23 protein-coding genes are annotated in these 20,133 nt (G+C 65.9%); 15 read left to right on the forward strand and 8 right to left on the reverse strand.

The genetic code is table 11. The annotated features are described in order from the left end of the window. On the forward strand, window positions 1-264 hold a 264-nt coding region (locus ACMGEZ_RS29005; protein ID WP_436825739.1), incomplete at its 5' end, for a DesA/ISL3 alpha bundle tail domain-containing protein. 144 nt (window positions 265-408) lie between these two features. Here ACMGEZ_RS29005 and rpmG read toward each other — a convergent pair. The 3 genes from rpmG to trxB all read right to left on the reverse strand — a co-directional run bounded on the left by rpmG (window position 409) and on the right by trxB (window position 1,969). Next, complete coding sequence (gene rpmG / locus ACMGEZ_RS29010) at window positions 409-582, reverse strand: 50S ribosomal protein L33 (RefSeq protein WP_007830291.1); 174 nt, start codon at window positions 580-582, stop codon at window positions 409-411. 11 nt (window positions 583-593) lie between these two features. Beyond that, window positions 594-827 carry a 50S ribosomal protein L28 gene (gene rpmB, locus ACMGEZ_RS29015; protein WP_068681435.1) on the reverse strand — a complete coding sequence of 78 codons (234 nt, stop codon included), beginning with the start codon at window positions 825-827 and terminating at the stop codon, window positions 594-596. 179 nt (window positions 828-1,006) lie between these two features. Then, complete coding sequence (trxB, locus tag ACMGEZ_RS29020; protein ID WP_436825740.1) at window positions 1,007-1,969, reverse strand: thioredoxin-disulfide reductase; 963 nt, start codon at window positions 1,967-1,969, stop codon at window positions 1,007-1,009. A gap of 167 nt (window positions 1,970-2,136) precedes the next feature. Between trxB and ACMGEZ_RS29025 the strand changes: the two genes are divergently transcribed. From ACMGEZ_RS29025 to ACMGEZ_RS29060, 8 genes are all read left to right on the forward strand, one after another. Continuing rightward, the gene (locus tag ACMGEZ_RS29025) at window positions 2,137-2,811 is read left to right on the forward strand and encodes a Crp/Fnr family transcriptional regulator (protein WP_436825741.1); all 675 of its coding nucleotides are present in this window, start codon (window positions 2,137-2,139) and stop codon (window positions 2,809-2,811) included. 133 nt (window positions 2,812-2,944) lie between these two features. Next, window positions 2,945-5,329, forward strand: a complete 2,385-nt coding sequence (locus ACMGEZ_RS29030) for a DNA translocase FtsK (RefSeq protein ID WP_436825742.1) — start codon at window positions 2,945-2,947, stop codon at window positions 5,327-5,329. A gap of 13 nt (window positions 5,330-5,342) precedes the next feature. Beyond that, complete coding sequence (gene lolA / locus ACMGEZ_RS29035) at window positions 5,343-5,984, forward strand: outer membrane lipoprotein periplasmic chaperone LolA (protein ID WP_436825743.1); 642 nt, start codon at window positions 5,343-5,345, stop codon at window positions 5,982-5,984. Between the two features lie 68 nt (window positions 5,985-6,052). Next, window positions 6,053-7,348: a replication-associated recombination protein A gene (locus ACMGEZ_RS29040; RefSeq protein ID WP_436825744.1), complete on the forward strand. Its 1,296-nt coding sequence runs from the start codon at window positions 6,053-6,055 to the stop codon at window positions 7,346-7,348. A gap of 256 nt (window positions 7,349-7,604) precedes the next feature. Continuing rightward, window positions 7,605-8,534 carry a branched-chain amino acid ABC transporter permease gene (locus ACMGEZ_RS29045; protein WP_436825745.1) on the forward strand — a complete coding sequence of 310 codons (930 nt, stop codon included), beginning with the start codon at window positions 7,605-7,607 and terminating at the stop codon, window positions 8,532-8,534. 13 nt (window positions 8,535-8,547) lie between these two features. Continuing rightward, the gene (locus ACMGEZ_RS29050) at window positions 8,548-9,735 is read left to right on the forward strand and encodes a branched-chain amino acid ABC transporter permease (protein WP_436825746.1); all 1,188 of its coding nucleotides are present in this window, start codon (window positions 8,548-8,550) and stop codon (window positions 9,733-9,735) included. A gap of 17 nt (window positions 9,736-9,752) precedes the next feature. Beyond that, complete coding sequence (locus ACMGEZ_RS29055) at window positions 9,753-10,523, forward strand: ABC transporter ATP-binding protein (RefSeq protein WP_436825747.1); 771 nt, start codon at window positions 9,753-9,755, stop codon at window positions 10,521-10,523. Between the two features lies 1 nt (window position 10,524). Further along, a complete protein-coding gene (locus tag ACMGEZ_RS29060; protein ID WP_436825748.1) occupies window positions 10,525-11,241 on the forward strand; it encodes an ABC transporter ATP-binding protein in 717 nt (238 codons plus the stop codon). A 21-nt stretch (window positions 11,242-11,262) separates the two neighbouring features. Here ACMGEZ_RS29060 and ACMGEZ_RS29065 read toward each other — a convergent pair whose 3' ends face one another. Further along, a complete protein-coding gene (locus tag ACMGEZ_RS29065) occupies window positions 11,263-12,240 on the reverse strand; it encodes a Bug family tripartite tricarboxylate transporter substrate binding protein (RefSeq protein ID WP_436825749.1) in 978 nt (325 codons plus the stop codon). A 58-nt stretch (window positions 12,241-12,298) separates the two neighbouring features. After that, a complete protein-coding gene (locus ACMGEZ_RS29070; RefSeq protein ID WP_436825750.1) occupies window positions 12,299-13,363 on the reverse strand; it encodes a CDP-6-deoxy-delta-3,4-glucoseen reductase in 1,065 nt (354 codons plus the stop codon). Window positions 13,364-13,403: 40 nt separating this feature from the next. Here ACMGEZ_RS29070 and ACMGEZ_RS29075 point away from each other — a divergent pair, with 40 nt between their 5' ends. After that, the gene (locus ACMGEZ_RS29075; protein WP_436825751.1) at window positions 13,404-14,327 is read left to right on the forward strand and encodes an SDR family oxidoreductase; all 924 of its coding nucleotides are present in this window, start codon (window positions 13,404-13,406) and stop codon (window positions 14,325-14,327) included. A gap of 16 nt (window positions 14,328-14,343) precedes the next feature. Then, the gene (locus ACMGEZ_RS29080) at window positions 14,344-15,600 is read left to right on the forward strand and encodes a cation:proton antiporter (protein ID WP_436825752.1); all 1,257 of its coding nucleotides are present in this window, start codon (window positions 14,344-14,346) and stop codon (window positions 15,598-15,600) included. A 161-nt stretch (window positions 15,601-15,761) separates the two neighbouring features. Here the strand turns inward: ACMGEZ_RS29080 and ACMGEZ_RS29085 are convergent, their stop codons facing one another. Further along, window positions 15,762-16,112, reverse strand: a complete 351-nt coding sequence (locus ACMGEZ_RS29085) for an alpha/beta hydrolase (RefSeq protein WP_436825768.1) — start codon at window positions 16,110-16,112, stop codon at window positions 15,762-15,764. A gap of 235 nt (window positions 16,113-16,347) precedes the next feature. On the opposite strand from ACMGEZ_RS29085, the gene ACMGEZ_RS29090 reads away from it, so the two are divergent. Both ACMGEZ_RS29090 and ACMGEZ_RS29095 read left to right on the forward strand, forming a co-directional pair. Next, window positions 16,348-17,232, forward strand: coding sequence for a S1C family serine protease (locus ACMGEZ_RS29090; RefSeq protein ID WP_436825753.1), 885 nt, complete (start codon window positions 16,348-16,350; stop codon window positions 17,230-17,232). 20 nt (window positions 17,233-17,252) lie between these two features. Continuing rightward, window positions 17,253-17,615 carry a response regulator transcription factor gene (locus ACMGEZ_RS29095; protein WP_436825754.1) on the forward strand — a complete coding sequence of 121 codons (363 nt, stop codon included), beginning with the start codon at window positions 17,253-17,255 and terminating at the stop codon, window positions 17,613-17,615. A gap of 40 nt (window positions 17,616-17,655) precedes the next feature. On the opposite strand, the gene ACMGEZ_RS29100 is transcribed toward ACMGEZ_RS29095, so the two are convergent. Together ACMGEZ_RS29100 and ACMGEZ_RS29105 are read right to left on the reverse strand one after the other, a co-directional pair. Further along, window positions 17,656-17,778: a hypothetical protein gene (locus ACMGEZ_RS29100; RefSeq protein WP_436825755.1), complete on the reverse strand. Its 123-nt coding sequence runs from the start codon at window positions 17,776-17,778 to the stop codon at window positions 17,656-17,658. Window positions 17,779-17,818: 40 nt separating this feature from the next. Beyond that, the gene (locus ACMGEZ_RS29105) at window positions 17,819-17,974 is read right to left on the reverse strand and encodes a hypothetical protein (protein ID WP_436825756.1); all 156 of its coding nucleotides are present in this window, start codon (window positions 17,972-17,974) and stop codon (window positions 17,819-17,821) included. A gap of 201 nt (window positions 17,975-18,175) precedes the next feature. On the opposite strand from ACMGEZ_RS29105, the gene ACMGEZ_RS29110 reads away from it, so the two are divergent. Together ACMGEZ_RS29110 and ACMGEZ_RS29115 are read left to right on the forward strand one after the other, a co-directional pair. Then, window positions 18,176-19,636 carry an NAD-dependent succinate-semialdehyde dehydrogenase gene (locus ACMGEZ_RS29110; protein WP_436825757.1) on the forward strand — a complete coding sequence of 487 codons (1,461 nt, stop codon included), beginning with the start codon at window positions 18,176-18,178 and terminating at the stop codon, window positions 19,634-19,636. Between the two features lie 179 nt (window positions 19,637-19,815). Next, a complete protein-coding gene (locus ACMGEZ_RS29115) occupies window positions 19,816-20,094 on the forward strand; it encodes a hypothetical protein (protein WP_436825758.1) in 279 nt (92 codons plus the stop codon). The last annotated feature ends 39 nt before the right edge of the window (window positions 20,095-20,133 follow it).

Consider the following 20,133-nt stretch of genomic DNA (forward strand, 5'->3'; position numbering starts at 1 on the left):
AAGGCCGCCAAGCGCTGGCTGCATCGGGACGACGACAAGGTCCCGGCCACCGCCCGTTCGAACTTGGTGCAGGCCCGTGCGGCCCACCCGGTGCTGGACAAGATGGTGACCATGCGCGAGGAGTTGCGCCAGCTCTGGCTCAATACCTCTCAGTCGCGCGAGCAGCTGGCCGCCGATCTGGCTGCTTGGTGCCATCGGGCCGAAGCCAGCGGCATTGCGGGGCTGCGCGACTTCTCGACCCGACTGCGCGCCGCCCGCGCCTGAGGTTTCATCCGTGGGGCATACGCCCTGAGTAAAAAAGCCGGTCTTCGAACCGGCTTTTTTATTTTTCGTGCACTTGCAAATGCAGGCGGGCAAAGAAAAACCCGCTGGATCACAGCGGGTTTTTCATTGGGAAAATCGGCCGAATTACTTCAGCTTGATTTCCTTGTATTCGACGTGCTTGCGTGCCTTGGGGTCGAACTTCATGATCGACATCTTTTCGGGCATCGTCTTCTTGTTCTTGCTGGTGGTGTAGAAATGGCCGGTACCCGCGGTGGATTCCAGCTTGATCTTTTCGCGTCCGCCTTTGCTCGTTGCCATGATTCAGCTCCTTAGGCTTGGCCGCGCGCGCGCATGTCTGCGAGCACGGCATCGATGCCCTTCTTGTCGATCAGGCGCAGCGCGGCGCTCGAAACACGCAGGCGTACCCAGCGGTTTTCGCTCTCGACGAAGAAGCGGCGGTATTGCAGGTTCGGCAGGAACCGGCGCTTGGTTTTATTGTTGGCGTGGGAAACGTTGTTTCCGACCATCGGGCCCTTGCCCGTGACTTCGCATACGCGTGCCATGTGGAACTCTTTCTTGAACAGCTGGCACCCGGCGCACGGATGGCGGGGGTGGGTTGCAGCTTGACCTCGCCAGAATCGGGTGGCGGTATCCCGGCTTACCGAGTGTTTCGGACCCAAGACAAGGCCTGGGTCAGAATTCGACAAAGCTTTGGATTATAGCCCCAACATCCGCGCTCGGCTCAGAGAGTGCCGTCCTGCTCCAGAAAGCGCTGGGCATCCAGCGCCGCCATGCAACCGGTGCCGGCGCTGGTGATCGCCTGGCGGTACACATGGTCTTGCACGTCGCCGGCCGCGAAGACGCCCGGGATGCTGGTCATCGTCGCGAAGCCCTGCAGGCCCGAGCGGGTGAGGATGTAGCCGTCCTTCATTTCCAGTTGGCCCTGGAAGATGTCGGTGTTCGGGTGATGGCCGATCGCGATAAAGCAGCCCTTGAGGTCGACCTGCTCGGTCGCTCCCGTCTGGGTGTTCTTCAGCCGGATCCCGGTTACCCCCGACTCATCGCCGAGCACTTCGTCGAGCGTGTTGTGCAGCTTGAGCTCGATCTTGCCTTCCTTGACCTTCTCGTGGAGCTTGTCGATCAGGATCGGCTCGGCGCGGAACTTGTCGCGGCGATGCACCAGCGTGACCTTGCTCGCGATGTTCGAAAGATAGAGCGCCTCCTCTACGGCGGTGTTGCCGCCGCCGATCACGCACACTTCCTGCTCGCGGTAGAAGAAGCCGTCGCAGGTCGCGCAGCCGGAAACGCCGCGCCCCATGAAGTGCTGCTCCGAATCGAGGCCAAGGTATTTGGCTGACGCTCCAGTGGCGATCACCAGCGAATCGCAGGTGTAGGTGCCGCTATCGCCGGTCAGCGTGAAGGGGCGCCTGCTCAGGTCGACCTTGTTGATGTGGTCGAACACGATCTCCGTCTTGAAGCGCTCCGCATGCTCCAGGAAGCGCTGCATCAGATCCGGCCCCTGGACGCCATGCACGTCGGCCGGCCAATTGTCGACCTCGGTGGTGGTCATGAGCTGGCCGCCCTGTGCGATGCCGGTGATGAGCATGGGCTGCAAATTAGCGCGCGCGGCATAGACTGCGGCGGTATATCCGGCGGGGCCCGAGCCCAGAATGAGTACCTTCGCGTGGCGTGGAGAGGACGACATGAGTAGAAAACCTAGGTTTGACGCTGCATCAGCGTGTACATTTTCAAGGGTGATAGATATGGAGTATCACCGTTCGGTTCAAGACCGGGCGCGGGGTGTTATCAATGCGTGCGATTGTATTAATGCATGGGCTTTTTCAATCGCGCGATAGATCCGGGGATTGATGAATGTCGATGCTGTCCAATCTTGAATTGCTCCGCCGCGTGCCGCTGTTTGCCGCGCTCACGCCGGCCCAATCGGCGAGCATCGCCGATGCGATCGTCAAGAAGCGCTTCAAGCGTGCCGAAGTGGTTGTCGAGCAGGGAAAGAAGTCGGATGCGCTCTACATCATCCTCACAGGCCGCGCCCGCGTGATGAGCACCGACAGCCGCGGCCGCGAGGTCATTCTCGCAACGCTGCACCCCGGAGACTACATCGGCGAGATGAGCATGATCGACGACGAGCCGCACTCGGCCACCGTGCGCACCGAAGTCCAGACCGACGTGCTGATGCTGGGCCGCGAGGCCTTCGCCCGCTGCCTGCCCGAGAACTCCTCCATGTCCTACAACATCATGCGCGGCCTGGTCTCGCGGCTGCGCCATGCCGATCGCAAGATCGAATCGCTGGCGCTGATGGACGTCTACGGTCGCGTGGCGCGCTCGCTGCTCGAGTTTGCGGTGGACGACGGCGCGGGCAACCTCAAGGTGCGTGACAAGATTTCGCGCCAGGACTTGGCCAAGATGGTCGGCGCCTCGCGCGAAATGGTCAGCCGTGTCATGAAGGATCTTGAGGAACGAGGCTTCGTCCAGACACAGGCCGATGGCTCCATGATCGTCAAGGAACGACTCTCATCGCTTGCGTGATCCTCCGGCCAGCGGCCTCGCGGCCTGCCAGCCTTTGCATCGCCGGCCCCGATGACAACGCGGCCGCGACGGTATTCGTTGTAGTTTCAGTGCGCTGCCTGCCTGCTTGCGCGGGCCGCCAGCGGTGCCTTCCATGACCTATTCGCTCCATACCCTTCAATCCTCCGCGTCCTCGGGCGAAGCGCAGCCCGTGCGGGCGCGCGCGATGCGCTTTGCGCACGAGATCACGTTGATCGCCGGCTTCGTCGCGCTCTTGTTCTGGCTGCTTGCCATGCTGAGCTTCACGCCGTCGGACGCCGCCTGGTCCACGTCGGGTACCGGCGGCGAGGTCAAGAACTGGGGCGGCCGCATCGGCGCATGGCTGGCCGACGCCAGTTATTTCCTCGCCGGCTACTCGGTTTGGTGGTGCCTGGCGGCCGGACTGCGCGTCTGGCTATCCTCGTTGGCGGGCTGGATGCGCGGCGGCGAAGCTGCGCCCGAGCAGCCGCCGCGCGGCCGCTTCAACCGCAGCCGCCTGGCGTTCTGGTTCGGCCTGGTGCTGCTGCTGTGCGCCAGCGTGGTGCTCGAGTGGTCGCGTCTCTATCGGCTCGAATCGCACCTGCCCGGCCATGGCGGCGGCGTGCTCGGCTACCTGGTCGGTCCACTCAGCGTGAAGTGGATGGGCTTCACCGGCTCGGCGCTGATCGCCATCGCCGCCGGCGTCATCGGCTCGGCCCTGGTGTTTCGCTTCTCCTGGAGCCAGATCGCCGAGCGTATCGGTTCGCGCCTCTATTCGCTGTTCGAGTCACGCCGCGAGAAGCGCGAGATCGCCGAGGACATCGCGATGGGCAAGAAGGCGGTGCGCGAGCGCGAGGAACTGGCTTCCGTGGACCAAGGCGACGAGCCGGATTCACCCGACGAGGAGTTGCGCGTCGTGCCGCGCCCCAAGCGGCGGCCACCGGCACCGCCGGTACAGATCGAGCCCGCCATGACCGAGGTGCCGAAGAGCGACCGTGTTGCCAAGGAACGCCAGAAGCCGCTGTTCCGCGAGCTGCCCGACAGCAAGCTGCCGCAGGTGGACCTGCTCGATGCCGCGCAGGGGCGCCAGGAAACCGTGTCGGCCGACACGCTGGAAATGACTTCGCGCCTGATCGAAAAGAAGCTGAAGGACTTCGGCGTGGAGGTCCGTGTGGTGCTGGCCTCCCCCGGCCCCGTGATCACGCGCTACGAGATCGAGCCGGCCACCGGCGTCAAGGGTTCGCAGATCGTCAACCTGGCGAAGGATTTGGCGCGCTCGCTGTCGCTGGTCTCCATCCGCGTGGTCGAGACCATCCCCGGCAAGAACTACATGGCGCTCGAGCTGCCCAACGCCAAGCGCCAGTCGATCCGCCTCAGCGAGATCCTCGGCTCGCAGGTCTACAACGAGGGCAAGTCGATGCTCACGATGGGCCTGGGCAAGGACATCATCGGCAACCCGGTCGTTGCCGATCTTGCGAAGATGCCGCACGTGCTGGTGGCCGGCACCACCGGCTCCGGCAAGTCCGTGGGCATCAACGCGATGATCCTGAGCCTGCTCTACAAGGCCGAGGCGCGCGATGTGCGCCTGCTCATGATCGACCCGAAGATGCTGGAGATGTCGGTCTACGAAGGCATCCCGCACCTGCTCGCGCCGGTGGTCACCGACATGCGCCAGGCGGCCCACGGTCTCAACTGGTGCGTGGCCGAGATGGAGCGCCGCTACAAGCTGATGAGCAAGCTGGGCGTGCGTAACCTTGCGGGCTACAACACCAAGATCGACGAGGCGAAGGCGCGCGAGGAGTTCATCTACAACCCCTTCAGCCTGACCCCGGACGATCCCGAGCCGCTCAAGCGCGAGCCCCACATCGTGGTCGTGATCGACGAGCTCGCCGACCTGATGATGGTGGTGGGCAAGAAGATCGAGGAGCTGATCGCTCGCCTCGCGCAGAAGGCGCGCGCCGCCGGCATTCACCTGATCCTGGCCACGCAGCGGCCCAGCGTGGACGTGATCACCGGCCTGATCAAAGCCAACATTCCCACCCGCATCGCCTTTCAGGTCTCGAGCAAGATCGACTCGCGCACCATCCTCGATCAGATGGGTGCCGAGGCGTTGCTGGGCATGGGCGACATGCTCTATATGCCGAGCGGCACCGGCCTGCCGGTTCGCGTGCACGGCGCCTTCGTTAGCGACGACGAGGTGCACCGTGTTGTCGCCTACCTCAAGTCCCAAGGGGAACCGGACTACATCGAAGGGGTGCTCGAAGGGGGAACCGTCGACGGCGATGGCGATCTACTCGGCGAAGGCGGCAGCGAAGGCGGCGAGAAGGACCCGATGTACGACCAGGCGGTCGAGATCGTGCTCAAGAACCGCAAGGCCAGCATCTCGCTGGTGCAGCGCCACCTGAAGATCGGCTACAACCGCGCCGCGCGGCTGGTCGAGGACATGGAACATGCCGGGCTGGTGAGCGCGATGAGCGGCAGCGGCCAGCGCGAGATCCTGGTGCCGGCGCGTGCCGAATGACGGAAGTACAGGGATGCTGTTGAAGAAGACATTGCTTGTTGCTTTTTGGATGATGGCTGCGGCCGGCGGCGCTTGGGCCGGCGGCATGGAAAGTCTCGAAGCCTTCGTGAAGAACGCGAAGTCGGGCCGCGCCGAGTTCACCCAGACCGTGACCGCGCCCGCCAAGGAAGGGCAGCCCTCCCGCGCCAAGGTGTCGAGCGGCACCTTCGAATTCCAGCGGCCTGGCAAGTTCAGGTTCGACTACAAGAAGCCTTTTGCGCAAAGCATCGTGGCCGATGGCGAGACGCTCTGGCTGTACGACGCCGACCTGAACCAGGTCACGCAACGAAAGCAGTCGCAGGCGCTGGGCTCGACCCCGGCAGCGCTGATCGCCTCCGCGCCCGACCTGCGCGCGCTGCAAGCCGATTTCACGCTCGAGGGCGCCCCCGAACGCGATGGCCTCCAATGGGTCAAGGCCAGTCCGAAGAACAAGGACGGTCAGCTGCAGAACGTGCAGATCGGCTTTCAGGGCGACGCCCTGGCCTCGCTCGAGATTCTCGACAGCTTCGGCCAGCGCTCGGTGTTGAAGTTCAGCAAGGTCGAGGTGAATCCGCCCCTGCCCGCGAGCACCTTCCAGTTCAAGGCGCCGGCCGGTGCCGACGTGATCCGGCAATAGCCCAAGGCGGCAGGCGCCGGGCCGGTCCGGTAAGCGTCGCGCGACGCATGCGCGACACTACGGCTTCCATGGCTCCCACCTCTCATCAACCCCTGGCCGAGCGCCTGCGCCCGAAGACCCTGGGCGAGGTCATCGGCCAGCAGCACCTGCTCGGCCCGGGCATGCCGCTGCGCATCGCCTTCGAATCGGGCCAGCCGCATTCCTGCATCCTGTGGGGCCCGCCCGGCACCGGCAAGACCACCATCGCGCGGCTGATGGCCGACGCCTTCGATGCGCAGTTCCTCAGCATCAGCGCGGTGCTCGGCGGCGTGAAGGACATCCGCGACGCGGTCGAACGCGCGACTGCCGCGCGCGACGGCCTGGAGCAGCGCCGCACCATCGTTTTCGTCGACGAGGTGCACCGCTTCAACAAGAGCCAGCAGGATGCCTTCCTGCCCCATGTGGAGTCGGGCCTGTTCACCTTCATCGGCGCCACCACCGAGAATCCGTCCTTCGAGGTCAACTCGGCGCTTCTGTCGCGTGCAGCGGTGTACGTGCTGAAATCGCTGACCGAGGACGACCTGCGCCAGATCGTCGTGCGTGCACAGAACATCCAGGCCGTGCCCGCCATCGAGCCGAAAGCAGTGGAGCGCCTCGTGGCATACGCGGACGGCGACGCACGTCGTCTGCTCAACACCCTCGAAACCCTTTCCGTTGCCGCCGCTGCCGAGAAGCGCAGCGACATCGGGGACGACTGGCTGCTGCGGGTGCTTGGCGAGCGCATGCGCCGCTACGACAAAGGCGGCGAGCAGTTCTACGACACCATCTCCGCACTGCACAAGTCGGTGCGCGGCAGCGATCCCGATGCCGCGCTCTACTGGTTCGTGCGCATGCTCGATGGCGGTGCCGACCCGCGCTACATGGCGCGCCGGTTGGTGCGCATGGCCAGCGAGGACATCGGCCTGGCCGATCCGCGCGCGCTGCGGCTGGCGCTCGATGCGGCCGAGGTCTATGAGCGCCTGGGCTCGCCCGAAGGTGAGCTGGCGTTGGCCGAGTGCGTGGTCTACCTCGCGATCGCGCCCAAGTCGAACGCGGTCTACCAGGCCTACAACGAGGTCCGCGCCTTCATCCAGCAGGACGGCACGCGCCCCGTTCCCATGCATCTGCGCAACGCGCCGACGCGGCTCATGAAGCAGCTCGACTACGGCAAGGGCTACCGCTACGCGCACGACGAGGAAGGCGGCTTCGCGGCCGGTGAGCGCTACCTGCCCGAAGGCATGGAGCCCCGGGAGCCCTTCTACCGGCCGGTGGAGCGCGGCCTCGAGATCCGCATCGCCGAGAAACTACGAGACTTGCGCAAGCGCAACGAAGACGCAGGCCGTTGAGGCCGCCGTCAATACTCCGTGTGCCGCAGCTGATACGGGCTTGCACCCCGATGCGCCACGAATGCCCCGCGCCAGCGGGAAAACCCCGGTCGCCGTGCACCGAATTGGCGATCCGGCGTGACTACAATCCCCGCCACAAACCCGCCGTCGACACATGCTGGCGGGTTTTTTGCTAAGCGAAGCCAGGGCGCCGAACCGGTGCGCCTGGCACGTCGGGCGCCAACCAGGGGCGTCTTATTACAAAAAGGGATTCTCTATGGACATCTTGCTGCAGCAGATCATCAACGGTCTGGTTCTCGGCAGCATGTACGCCTTGATAGCCTTGGGCTACACCATGGTGTACGGCATCATCAACCTCATCAACTTCGCGCACGGGGAAGTCCTCATGGTCGGGGCACTGACCAGCTGGACCATCATCGGCTGGATGCAGACCGCGATGCCTGGCACCCCCGGCTGGATCATCCTCATCCTCGCGCTCATCATCGCCTGCGTGGTCGCCGCCACGCTCAACTTCACGATCGAGAAGGTGGCCTACCGGCCGCTGCGCAACAGCCCCAAGCTGGCGCCGCTGATCACCGCCATCGGGATGTCGATCCTGCTGCAGACCCTGGCGATGATCATCTGGAAGCCCACCAACAAGGCCTATCCCAACTTGCTGTCCACCACGCCGATCCACGTCGGCGGTGCCGTGATCTCGCCCACGCAGGTCATGATTCTCAGCGTCACGGCTTTCTGCCTCGTGGTGCTGATGTGGCTGGTCAACTACACCAAGCTCGGCCGCGCGATGCGCGCCACTGCCGAAAACCCGCGCGTCGCGGCCCTGATGGGCATCCGCCCCGACATGGTCATCTCGGCAACTTTCATCATCGGCGCCGTGCTGGCAGCCGTGGCCGGCGTGATGTACGCCTCCAACTACGGCATCGCGCAGCATGCGATGGGCTTCATCCCCGGCCTCAAGGCCTTCACCGCGGCAGTATTCGGCGGCATCGGCAATCTCGCCGGGGCGGTGGTCGGCGGCATCCTGCTGGGGCTGATCGAAGCCATCGGCTCGGGCTACATCGGCGCGCTCACCGGCGACGTGCTGGGCAGCCACTACAGCGACATCTTTGCTTTCATCGTGCTGATCGTCATGCTCACGCTGCGGCCCTCCGGCCTGCTCGGCGAGCGGGTGGCGGACCGGGCCTGAGGGAGAACGCGCCATGAAAGACACGAAAAAAATCGTCTACATCGTGATCGCGGCCATCGGCTTGCTGGCGCTGCCGCTGTTGCTGCAGAGCCAGGGCAACGCCTGGGTGCGCATCGCCGACATCGCGCTGCTCTACGTGCTGCTGGCACTGGGCCTGAACATCGTGGTCGGATACGCCGGCCTGCTCGACCTGGGCTACGTAGCCTTCTTCGCGATCGGGGCCTACCTGTTCGCGCTGCTCGGCTCGCCGCACCTGACGGACACCTTCCCGGCGATGAAGGCCATGTTCCCCAACGGCCTGCACAGCTCGCTGCTGCTCGTGATCCCGGCGGCCTTCGGGCTTGCCGCCCTGTTCGGCGTGCTGCTCGGCGCGCCCACGCTGAAGCTGCGCGGCGACTACCTTGCGATCGTGACGCTGGGCTTCGGCGAGATCATCCGCGTGTTCCTCAACAACCTGGACCACCCCTTCAACCTCACGAACGGGCCCAAGGGCATTACCGCCATCGACCCCGTGCATTTCTGGGGCCTCAACCTGGGCAAGCCGCTCAAGCTCGGCGACTACACGATCTCCTCGGTCTCGCTGTACTACTACCTGTTCCTCGCACTGGTCCTCATCACCATCCTGATCTCGCACCGCCTGCAGCTCTCGCGCATCGGCCGCGCCTGGATGGCGATCCGCGAGGACGAGATTGCCGCCAAGGCCATGGGCATCAACACGCGCAACATGAAGCTGCTGGCGTTCGGCATGGGCGCCAGCTTCGGCGGCGTCTCGGGCGCCATGTTCGCGGCCTTCCAGGGCTTCGTCTCGCCCGAGTCCTTCAGCCTGATGGAGTCGGTGATGATCGTGGCGATGGTGGTGCTGGGCGGCATCGGCCACCTGCCGGGCGTGATCCTGGGCGCGGTGCTGCTGGCGGCCTTGCCCGAGGTGCTGCGCTACGTCGCCGGGCCGCTTCAGTCCATGACCGACGGCCGGCTGGACGCCTCGATCCTGCGCCAGCTTTTCATCGCGCTGGCCATGATCGTGATCATGCTGGTACGCCCGCGCGGCCTGTGGCCTTCGCCGGAACACGGCAAGTCGCTGCAGCGCAAGGGCGCCGTGCCCGCGCCGACATCCGGCATGCCCGCCGCTGCGCCAGGCGTCGAGACGCCCGCCGACGAGCTTCCCGGTGCTGCCTCGCGTCCCATGTCCATCAATCCGTGAACGAGGGGAGCACCAGCATGACTGACACCATCCTCGAAGTCCGCGGCATCTCCAAGCGCTTCGGCGGCCTGCAGGCACTGTCCGACGTGGGCATCAAGATCACCCGAGGCCAGGTCTACGGCTTGATCGGCCCCAATGGCGCTGGCAAGACCACCTTCTTCAACGTCATCACCGGCCTGTACACGCCGGACAGCGGCAGCTTCGAGCTGGGCGGCAAGCCCTACCAGCCCACCGCCGTGCACGAGGTCGCCAAGGCCGGGATTGCGCGCACCTTCCAGAACATCCGCCTGTTCTCGGAAATGACCGCGCTGGAGAACGTGATGGTGGGGCGCCACGTGCGCACGCAATCGGGCGTGCTGGGCGCGATATTCCGCACCGGCAGCTTCAAGGCCGAGGAGGACGCGATCGCCAAGCGCGCGCATGAACTGCTCGACTACGTCGGCATCGGCAAGTACGCCGACTACAAGGCACGTACGCTGAGCTACGGCGACCAGCGCCGGCTCGAGATCGCCCGCGCGCTCGCCACCGACCCGCAGCTGATCGCGCTCGACGAGCCCGCAGCTGGCATGAACGCCACCGAGAAGGTGCTGCTGCGCGAGCTGATCGACCGTATCCGCAAGGACGACCGCACCATCCTGCTGATCGAGCACGATGTGAAGCTGGTGATGGGCCTGTGCGACCGCGTGACGGTGCTCGACTACGGCAAGCAGATTGCCGAAGGTACACCGGCGGACGTTCAGAGAAACGAGAAAGTGATCGAGGCCTACCTCGGCACGGGAGGACATTGAAATGGCACAAACGTTTTTGAAGGTGAGCGGCCTGAAGGTCGCCTACGGCGGCATCCAGGCGGTGAAGGGGATCGATTTCGAGGTGCGCGAGGGTGAACTGGTCTCGCTGATCGGCTCCAACGGCGCCGGCAAGACCACCACCATGAAGGCCATCACCGGAACCTTGCCCTTCGTCGCTGGCAGCATCGAGTTCCTCGGCAAGAGCATCAAGGGCCGCGGCGCCTGGGATCTGGTGGGCGAAGGCTTGGTGATGGTGCCCGAGGGGCGCGGCGTGTTCACGCGCATGACCATCACCGAGAACCTGCAGATCGGCGCCTACATCCGCAAGGACAAGGCCGAGATCGCCAAGGACATCGACCGCGTGTTCGCCACCTTCCCCCGTTTGAAGGAGCGCGCCACCCAACTGGCCGGCACGATGTCGGGCGGCGAACAGCAGATGCTCGCAATGGGCCGGGCGTTGATGGCGCGCCCCAAGGTGCTGCTGCTCGACGAGCCCTCGATGGGCCTGTCGCCGATCATGGTCGACAAGATCTTCGAGGTGGTGAAGCAGGTCTACGACCAGGGCGTCACTGTGTTGTTGGTGGAGCAGAACGCCAGCCGTGCGCTGCAGCTGGCCGATCGCGGCTACGTGATGGAGTCGGGGCTGATCACGATGAGCGGGGATGCGAAGGTGATGCTGAGCGATCCGAAGGTTCGCGCCGCGTATCTAGGGGAGTAGCAACTCCCCTCGGGTCGCGGATCAATCGACCTTTGCGCCGGTGGACTTGACCACCTTCTCGTACTTCGCGAGCTCGCTTTTCATGAAGGCGCCGAACTGATCCGGCGTGCTCGGGACCGGCTCGGCCAGCAGCGAGGCGAAGCGGGTCTTGGTCTCGGGCGCGTTGAGTGCCGCGACGAAGGCCCGGTTGAGCTTGTCCACCACGGGCGCCGGCGTTCCGGCCGGCGCCACGAGGCCCCACCAGGTGTCGATGGCGAAGCCCTTGAGCGTGCTGGCGACAGTAGGCACCTCGGGCAGCGCGCTGCTGCGCTCGGCGGTGGTCACCGCGATCGCCTTCAGCTTGCCCGAGCGGATGTTCGGCGCGGCGGTCGCGAGGTTGTCGAAGTTGAAGTCCACCTGGCCCGACAGCAGCGCGAGCTGCGCCGGGTTGCCGCCGTTGTAGGGAATGTGCACGGCGAAGATGCCGGCTTCCTTCTTGAACATCTCGCCCGCCAAGTGGCCGGCGCTGCCGTTGCCGCCGCTGCCGTAGTTGAGCTTGCCGGGGTTAGCCTTGGCGTAGGCGATCAGGTCGTGCAGGTTGTTGACCTTCAGGCGCTGTGCGGTTTCCGCGTTCATCACCAGCACGTTCGGCACCCGCACCATCTGCGTGATGGGGGCGAAGGCCGTGGCGGCATCGAAGGGCATCTTGCTGTAGAGCCAGGGATTGACGGCGTGGGTCGCGGTCGCCGCGATGCCGATCGTGAGCCCATCGGGCGCGGCCTTCGCCACCGTGTCGGCGCCGATGTTGCCGCCGGCGCCCGGCTTGTTGTCGATGATGACCGGACCCAGCGTGTCCTTCACCCGCTCGGCCAGTGCGCGGGCCGTGACGTCGATGGGACCGCCTGCGGCGTAGGGAACGACGAGGCGGATCGGGTGTTGCACCGACTGGGCGGAGGCCTGGGTGGAGACGAGGAGGGCCGTGGAGGCGAGGAGTGCGAAGAGGAAGTCTCTGGTTTTCATGGGCCCGATTGTGCGTGGACGCGAAGCGGCGAGCTCTCGGTATTACTCCCTCTCGCGCTCAAGGCAGCGCCTTGTCCGCCTCCGTCGTGAACGCATCCGCAAAGAACTCGTCCTCCGGCAGCCCTCGCTGCGCCACGTAGTCCCGCTTCGCGGACTCGACCACGATGGGCGCGCCGCAGGCGTACACCTGGTGGGTGGACAGGTCCGCGAAGTCCTCCATCACCGCCAGATGCACGAAGCCGGTCCGTCCGTGCCAGTCGTCGTCCGGCACCGCATTCGAGATCACCGGCACATAGCGCAGGTTCGGCATTTCCTTCATTGCCGACCGCACCCAGTCGTCCATGTACAGGTCTTCGGGCCGCCGCCCACCCCAGTACAGCACGGCCGGCCGATCGATGGCCTTGAACTTCATATGCTCCAGCAGTGCCTTGATCGGCGCGAAGCCGGTGCCCGAGGCCAGCAGGATCATCGGTTTGTCGGAGTCCTCGCGAAGGAAGAAGCTGCCGTAGGGCCCCTCGATGCGCAGGATCTCTTTCTCCTTCATCGCGCCGAACACGTGGTCCGTGAACTTGCCGCCCGGCAGGTGTCGGATGTGCAACTCGAGGCCAGTGCCCGGCTCGCCCAGGGTATGCGGGGCGTTCGCCATCGAATAGCTGCGCCGCGTGCCGTCGCGCAGAATGAACTCGACGTACTGGCCCGCGTGGAACTGCAGCGGCTCGCCCGCCGGCAGCTGCAGGCGCAGCATCACGACATCGTGCGACTTCTTCACGATGGACTGCACGCGCACCGGCATCTTGCGGATCGGGAAGGCATTGGCGTCGGTGACCTGGCGCGATTCCAGCACCACGTCGCTGCGTGCCGTCGCGCAGCAGGTCAGCACGTAGCCCGCCGCCTCTTCCTCCGCGCTCAGTGCCTTGCTCTGATGCATGCGCAGCGTGATCTCGCCCGAGAGCTTCTTGCACTTGCAGGAACCACAGGCCCCGTCCTTGCAGCCATAGGGCAGGCCGATGCCTTGGCGAATGCCTGCCGCAAGAATGGTTTCGTCGGCGTGCGCGGTGAAATGCCGTCCACTCGGCTCGACCGTGATGTGAAAGCCCGCCTCGTCCGGCGCTGCGCTCGTCATGGGTATTCTTCGACTCTTGTTCAGCAAAAGGAAATCGATTTTGCCCGCATTCAACAGCCCGTTCGGCAGCAGGCCTACCCGCTTCCGCCGGGAGCGCGTCCTCGTGGTCGGCTGCGGCGATGTCGGTCTCCGGGCCGCACACGCCCTGCGCGGCCGTGTGCGACTGATCGCGCTGACGTCCTCGCCCGAACGGGTGGCCGCGCTGCGGGAGGCCGGCCTCACGCCCATCGTGGCCGATCTCGACCGGCCTGGCACCTTGCGTCGCCTCTCCGGGATGGCCACGCGCGTGCTGCACCTCGCGCCGCCTGCGCGTGTCGAAGGCGCGCACTGGTGGCGCGACCACCGCACCGCCGCACTGGTGCGCGCACTGCGCCTGCGCACCCCGCCGGCCGCACTCGTCTACGGCTCGACCAGCGGCGTCTACGGTGACTGCGGCGGCGCGCGCATCGACGAGACGCGTGCCGTGCGACCCGGGACGCCACGCGCGCACCGCCGCGTGGATGCTGAACGCGCCGTGCGCTGGCTGGGCCGCACCGGCGTCGCCACGCGCATCCTGCGCATTCCCGGGATCTATGCGCCGAATCGCGAAGGCGGCACCCCGCGCGAGCGGCTGCGCAAGCGCATCCCGGTGCTGCGCGACGAGGACGATGTCTACACCAATCACATCCACGCCGACGACCTGGCACGTGCCTGCGTCACGGCGCTATGGCGCGGCGGCACGCAGCGCGTGTTTCATGTGAGCGACGACAGCGAGCTCAAGATCGGCGACTACATCGACCTTGCGGCGGACCTCTACGGTCTGCCGCGCCCGCCCCGCATCGCGCGCGAGGAAGCCCGCGCGCAGCTGCCTTTGTCGCAGATGAGCTTCATGAGCGAGTCGCGCCGGCTCGACAACAAGCGGCTCAAGCGGGAGCTGCGGGTACGCTTGCGGCATCCGACCGTTGCCACAGGCCTGCTGGCCTGACAGTTCAAGGAACCCCATGCCCGTCGCCCATCTGTCCGTCTACTTCTTCCTCCAGGTCGCCGTCATCATCGTCGCCTGTCAGCTCGTCGGCCGCCTGGCGCAACGGCTCGGCCAGCCGCAGGTGGTCGGCGAAATGATCGCCGGGGTGATGCTCGGCCCGTCGCTGCTGGGCCTCTTGCTTCCCGAAGTCCAGCGTGCGCTCTTCCCCAAAGAGACACTGAGCATGCTCTACGTGGGTGGCCAGCTTGGCGTGGGGATGTACATGTTCCTGGTCGGAACCGAGTTTCGGGCGGACCACTTCAAGCGCCGCTTCAGGAGTGCCGCCTCGGTCTCGCTGGCCGGCATCGTGGTGCCCTTCGTGCTGGCCTTCGTGCTGGTGCCGTGGCTGCACCAGATCCCCGGGCTGTTCTCGGCACGCGCCAAGCCGCTGGAGGCTTCGCTCTTCCTCGGCGCCGCCATCGCCATCACGGCCTTTCCGATGCTGGCGCGCATCATCCACGAGCGAGGCCTCGCCGGCACGTCGCTGGGCACGCTGGCCCTTACGGCCGGTGCGGTCGACGATGCTGCCGCCTGGTGCATTCTCGCCGTGGTGCTGGCCAGCTTCGGTGGTTCCTGGGGTGGCGCTTATGCGGCAATCGGTGGTGGCGTCGCCTATGCACTCTTCATGGTCTTCGTCGGCTCGCGCCTGCTGCGTCGGCTCGCGGCCCATGTGCGTCCCGAGGCGCCGCTGTCCTCTTCGATGCTGGCCCTGGTGCTGGTGCTTTTCTGCTTGAGCGCTTTCGCGATGGATGCGATCGGCATCCATGCCGTCTTCGGCGGCTTCCTGCTCGGCGCGGCGCTGCCGCACGGGCCGCTCACCGAGAAGCTGCGCGAGCAGCTGCAGCCCTTCGTGGTGATTTTCCTGCTACCGCTGTTTTTCACCTACTCGGGGCTCAACACGAGGCTCGCGCTGCTGTTCGAGCCCGGCATTCTGCTCGGTGCGGTGGCGATCCTGCTGGCCTCCTTCTGCGGCAAGGCCATCGCCTGCTGGGCCGCCGCACGGCTGGCCGGCGAGCCGCAGCGCGACGCGCTTGCCATCGGCGCATTGATGAATGCGCGCGGGCTCATGGAGCTGATCATCATCAACATCGGCCTGCACGCGGGCGTGATCCTGCCGGGCCTGTTCTCGATCCTGGTGCTGATGGCGATCCTCACCACGCTGATGGCGACACCGCTGTTCAACTGGGTGACGCGAGAACGCGGCGGTGGTGCAGGTGCCGGTGCGGTGGCCTGAGAGTTCGATCATCCGCTGCTGCCGGCGGACCACTCCCTGCTGCGGCATGTGCGCAACGGGCAATTGAAAGAAGCGTGGGCTAGCCTTCATTGCGGACGCACGTGATCAAAAGAAACGGGCCACGAGGCCCGTCTTCTCTTTTCGCTCTACTCGTCCACGGCTCAGAGCCCGGCTTGACGCGTGAACGTCACCTTCGGCTTCTTGTACGCGGCGGGGACTTCGTCGCGATAGAAGGCGCGGCGGTCGAGGCTCGCGAATGGGTCGTGCGCCTTGGCAACGGCTTCCGCACGCACCCGAGCGCGATCGGCGGTGGAGGCGAAGGTCTGCACGCCAGCGCTGGCGCCATCGGCGTAGACGTTACCGGAGCGAGCGGCTGCAACTGCTTGCGCGGCGACTTCGCTGCGGCTGGCCGAGGAGGTCAGCGGGTGCACGCCTTCGTAGGTTTCCGCTTGCGCCCCGGCGACGGCCAGGAGCGAAAGGGCGGCAGTGGCGATGAGTTTCGAGGCATTCATTTCAAGTCCTTCAGATGGGTTGTCGATGAAGCTCAGTTTGAGACAAACGACCCCCGAAAAAGCATTGCGCTTTGAACCGCGGTGTTCGCAGCCTGGAAACAATCGAGCGCCGCCCAGCAGACGATTGAAGCGCACGCAGCGCGCATGAGCTCTCTGGCAGCGAGTGCCTGCCCAACCGGGCAGTAGGCGGGTGGCGGCGACATTTCGACAATGCAAAAGCATTCAAGGAGTTGCGATGTCCAATGTTTCCTCCCCATCCCCGCTCGATCTGATGTCGACCGCGATGGCCGATGCGGTCAGCGCCGCGGCGCCCGGCGTGCTCGCCATCCAGACGCGCCGCGCGCGAGCCAGCGGATTCGTCTGGCGGCCCGGCTGGGTCGTGAGTTCCGAGGAGGGACTGCCGGAAGACGAGGAGGCCGAGCTCGTGCTGCCCGGCGGCACGACAGTCGCGGCCAAGGTGGCGGGGCGCGATCCCACCACCGATGTGCTGCTGCTGCGCTGCGAAGGCGCGACCGCGCCGCCGGTGGTCTTCGATGCCGCGCCGCTGCGTGCCGGCGAGATGGTGCTCGCGCTCGGCGCGCGCGAAGGCCTTGCGCTGGTGGCGGGCGGACTGGTCTCGCTGGCCGGGCCGGCGTGGCGCAGCCTGCGCGGCGGCGAGATCGACGCGCGCATCGAACTCGACGTGCGGCTGCGGCTCGGCGCGGAAGGAGGCATCGTGCTCAACGCGAAGGGCCAGGCTGCGGGCATGGCGGTGTTCGGTCCGCGACGGCGCGTGCTGGTCATTCCCGCGGCCACCATCGAACGCGTGGCCGCGCAACTCATGTCGCACGGCCGCATGCCGCGTGGCTACCTCGGGCTGAGCCTGCAACCGGTGCGGGTGGACGCCGGCAGTGTCGGCGCCATGGTAATGGGCGTGGCGGAGCAGGGGCCCGGCGCGGCGGCCGGGATTCGCCAGGGTGATGTCATCGTGGCGATGAACGGGCAGCCGATTCGCAGCGTGCCCCTGCTGCTGCGCGCGCTCGGTCCGGCGAGCGTGGGGAGCGTGCTCGTGCTGTCGCTGCTGCGTGCCGGCGAGGCGCTGGAGGCACGGCTCACGGTGGGCGAGAGGCCCGTCGATTGACTGCGATTCACAATGGCGCGATGAAGCCGATCGTGGTCGCCCTCGAGATCGAGGACGAGGCCTTGTCGCAGCGCCTCGCCGCCGCGCTGGCAGCAGCGCCTGACATCCGTGTGGCCGAGGGCGGCGAGGCGGCCGACGTGGCCCTCGTGCTGCCGGAGGCCGCGCAGCGCGGCGAGGCGACGGACCCGACTTTGACCCGGCGCGAGCTGGAAGTGCTGGCGCTGGTTGCCGAGGGCGCATCGAACAAGCTCATTGCACGGCGCCTCGGCATCTCGGTGCACACCGCGAAGTTCCACGTGGGATCACTGATCGACAAGCTCGACGCGACCGGCCGTACGGATGCCGTCGCGCAGGCAGCGCGGCTCGGCGTACTTCATCTTTAGGCAGAGGGGCCGGCGAGGCGGTACCCGGCTGACGGCCTGCTCAGTCCTGGCGCAGCAGACAGAAGGGTCGTCCTTCGACGGCTGCCCAGATGCAGGCGCGTATGCACGCGATCACCAGGCGTGCGTCCTGCGTCCGGGGAACCGTTCTCATGACGATGAGCATGGCTTGTTCTCCGTGAAAGGCGATGCGTGTGCGTGCGCCTTCACGCCGGCCAATGCGAATAGTGAAGCACGACATAGCCGAGCGAATGCCAGAAGCAGGCTTCCGCATGGCTGCGGGTCAGGATGCGAGAGCCGTGCAGCCCGAGGCATTCGTAACCGCGGCCATCGCCCGCCGAGTCCAGGATGATCTTGTCCATGACGTGCCTCCAATGCTGCAGGTGTAGGCGCGACTGGTGCCGCGAGACAGCGGCTGGCGGCGCGGCGACTCGTCGGTTCGAGGGTGCAGCGCGTGTCCGCCGCATCCGGGCGGTGAGCGTCGGCATCGGCTGACACAGGCGGCGAGGGCCTCGACATCGGGGTCGACCCGATGCAAGCTTGCGACAGGAGGCACGCATCCCATGCTGAACTTGAAAGATCCCACTCTCCTGCGCCAGCAGGTTTTTCTCGCGGGCGAATGGACCGATGCGGACACGCGCGAAACCATTCCCGTGTCCAACCCGGCCACTGGCGAGCAGATCGGCACCGTGCCCTTGTGCGGTACGGAAGAAACGCGTCGTGCCATCGATGCGGCCGAGGCCGCGCAGCGCGACTGGGCGCGGCGGCCGGCCAGGGAGCGCACCGCGATCCTGCGCAAGCTCAATGACCTGATGCTCGCCAACCAGGACGACCTGGCGGTCATCATGACCACTGAACAAGGCAAGCCGCTGGCCGAGAGCAAGGGCGAGATCGCCTATGCGGCCTCGTTCATCGACTGGTTCGCGGACGAGGCGCGCCGCGTCTACGGCGACACCATTCCTGCGCCCTCGGCCGACCGCCGCATCCTCGCGCTCAAGCAGCCCATCGGCGTGACGGCCGCGATCACGCCCTGGAACTTTCCGACGGCGATGCTCACGCGCAAGGCCGGGCCGGCATTGGCCGCGGGCTGCGCGATGGTGGTCAAGCCCGCCACGCAGACCCCGTTTTCGGCGCTGGCATTTGCGGAGCTCGCCCAGCGCGCGGGGCTGCCGCAAGGCCTGTTGTCGGTGCTGACGGGCTCGGCCTCGAAGATCGGCGGCGAGATGACGCGCAACCCCAAAGTGCGCAAGCTCACGTTCACCGGTTCCACCGAGGTCGGGCGCATGCTGATGAAGCAGTCGGCCGACACCATCAAGAAGCTCTCGCTCGAGCTCGGCGGCAACGCACCCTTCATCGTGTTCGACGATGCCGATATCGATGCCGCAGTCGAAGGTGCGATGGTCTCGAAGTACCGCAACACCGGCCAGACCTGCGTGTGCGCCAACCGCATTTATGTTCAGAAAGGCGTTCTGACTGCCTTCACCGACAAGCTGGTGGCCAAAGTCCGTTCGCTGAAGGTGGGGAACGGCGTGGAGCCGGGCGTTACCCAAGGGCCGCTGATCGACGACAAGGCTGTGGACAAGGTCGAGGAGCATGTAGCCGACGCAGTGGCCAAGGGCGGCAAGGTGCTCACCGGCGGCAGGCGCCATGCGCTGGGTGGCCGCTTCTACGAGCCCACCGTGGTGGCCGGCGCCACCGGGGACATGCTGGTTGCGCACGAGGAGACCTTCGGTCCTCTTGCGCCCGTTTTCGCTTTTGATACGGAGGCCGAGGCAATTGCGCTGGCCAACGACACCGAGTTCGGCCTTGCTTCGTACTTCTATAGCCGGGACATCGGCCGGATCATGCGCGTGGCCGAGCAGCTCGAATCCGGCATGGTGGGGGTGAACACCGGCCTGATCTCAACGGCCGAAGCGCCTTTCGGCGGCGTCAAGCAGTCGGGGTTGGGGCGCGAAGGCTCGAGGTATGGGTTGGACGAGTTCCTGGAGATCAAGTACGTCTGTCTGGCAGGGCTCGACAAATAGAGCGGTGCGGCAAGTTGCGGTGGGGACGAGTAACTCTTTTGGAGGATGCGAGGCGCAGATAACCCCTGAAACTGAGAACTAATTCATGACAGAAGATCCACATTAGCACTGCACCTACAGCGCCGACCGGGCGACTCCAGCTACAAAGAGTTTCTGTTAGCTTGCGATGGAGGGATCCGATGTTCAGTTTTTTCCAACCCAACCGAAACGGCCACCTGCGGCGGGTCATGGCCCTTCTGGAGGAAGCCCACCTGGCGCGCATTGAGCACCAGGCGGCCGCCGAGCATCACGGTGCTCTGGCGCGCATGTATTCCGAGCGTGCGAAGCGACTGGAGCGCGAGCTCTACGGCTCGGCCCAGATGCCGATCGGGGATGCCTCGGGCAAGGGCCAGGACGAAAAGGCCGTGCTCTACGCGCTGGATGCCAATCGGCGGCTGGAGGCCCAGGCAAAAGCCTGAGGAAAACGCGCATTCGGCGGGCGCGCCGCATGAGCGCGG

This window comes from Variovorax stachyos (genome assembly GCF_051400855.1).
Lineage (GTDB): Bacteria > Pseudomonadota > Gammaproteobacteria > Burkholderiales > Burkholderiaceae_C > Variovorax.

Bases quoted from the DNA above. Each gene is read 5' to 3' on its own strand.
- trxB (WP_436825740.1), bottom strand. From the start codon at position 1,969: ATGTCGTCCTCTCCACGCCACGCGAAGGTACTCATTCTGGGCTCGGGC.
- ACMGEZ_RS29055 (WP_436825747.1), top strand. From the start codon at position 9,753: ATGACTGACACCATCCTCGAAGTCCGCGGCATCTCCAAGCGCTTCGGC.
- rpmB (WP_068681435.1), bottom strand. From the start codon at position 827: ATGGCACGCGTATGCGAAGTCACGGGCAAGGGCCCGATGGTCGGAAAC.
- ACMGEZ_RS29090 (WP_436825753.1), top strand. From the start codon at position 16,348: ATGTCCAATGTTTCCTCCCCATCCCCGCTCGATCTGATGTCGACCGCG.
- ACMGEZ_RS29095 (WP_436825754.1), top strand. From the start codon at position 17,253: ATGAAGCCGATCGTGGTCGCCCTCGAGATCGAGGACGAGGCCTTGTCG.
- ACMGEZ_RS29070 (WP_436825750.1), bottom strand. From the start codon at position 13,363: ATGACGAGCGCAGCGCCGGACGAGGCGGGCTTTCACATCACGGTCGAG.
- ACMGEZ_RS29045 (WP_436825745.1), top strand. From the start codon at position 7,605: ATGGACATCTTGCTGCAGCAGATCATCAACGGTCTGGTTCTCGGCAGC.
- ACMGEZ_RS29025 (WP_436825741.1), top strand. From the start codon at position 2,137: ATGTCGATGCTGTCCAATCTTGAATTGCTCCGCCGCGTGCCGCTGTTT.
- ACMGEZ_RS29110 (WP_436825757.1), top strand. From the start codon at position 18,176: ATGCTGAACTTGAAAGATCCCACTCTCCTGCGCCAGCAGGTTTTTCTC.
- ACMGEZ_RS29050 (WP_436825746.1), top strand. From the start codon at position 8,548: ATGAAAGACACGAAAAAAATCGTCTACATCGTGATCGCGGCCATCGGC.
- ACMGEZ_RS29080 (WP_436825752.1), top strand. From the start codon at position 14,344: ATGCCCGTCGCCCATCTGTCCGTCTACTTCTTCCTCCAGGTCGCCGTC.
- ACMGEZ_RS29060 (WP_436825748.1), top strand. From the start codon at position 10,525: ATGGCACAAACGTTTTTGAAGGTGAGCGGCCTGAAGGTCGCCTACGGC.
- ACMGEZ_RS29085 (WP_436825768.1), bottom strand. From the start codon at position 16,112: ATGAATGCCTCGAAACTCATCGCCACTGCCGCCCTTTCGCTCCTGGCC.
- lolA (WP_436825743.1), top strand. From the start codon at position 5,343: ATGCTGTTGAAGAAGACATTGCTTGTTGCTTTTTGGATGATGGCTGCG.
- ACMGEZ_RS29065 (WP_436825749.1), bottom strand. From the start codon at position 12,240: ATGAAAACCAGAGACTTCCTCTTCGCACTCCTCGCCTCCACGGCCCTC.
- ACMGEZ_RS29100 (WP_436825755.1), bottom strand. From the start codon at position 17,778: ATGCTCATCGTCATGAGAACGGTTCCCCGGACGCAGGACGCACGCCTG.
- ACMGEZ_RS29115 (WP_436825758.1), top strand. From the start codon at position 19,816: ATGTTCAGTTTTTTCCAACCCAACCGAAACGGCCACCTGCGGCGGGTC.
- ACMGEZ_RS29030 (WP_436825742.1), top strand. From the start codon at position 2,945: ATGACCTATTCGCTCCATACCCTTCAATCCTCCGCGTCCTCGGGCGAA.
- rpmG (WP_007830291.1), bottom strand. From the start codon at position 582: ATGGCAACGAGCAAAGGCGGACGCGAAAAGATCAAGCTGGAATCCACC.
- ACMGEZ_RS29105 (WP_436825756.1), bottom strand. From the start codon at position 17,974: ATGGACAAGATCATCCTGGACTCGGCGGGCGATGGCCGCGGTTACGAA.
- ACMGEZ_RS29040 (WP_436825744.1), top strand. From the start codon at position 6,053: ATGGCTCCCACCTCTCATCAACCCCTGGCCGAGCGCCTGCGCCCGAAG.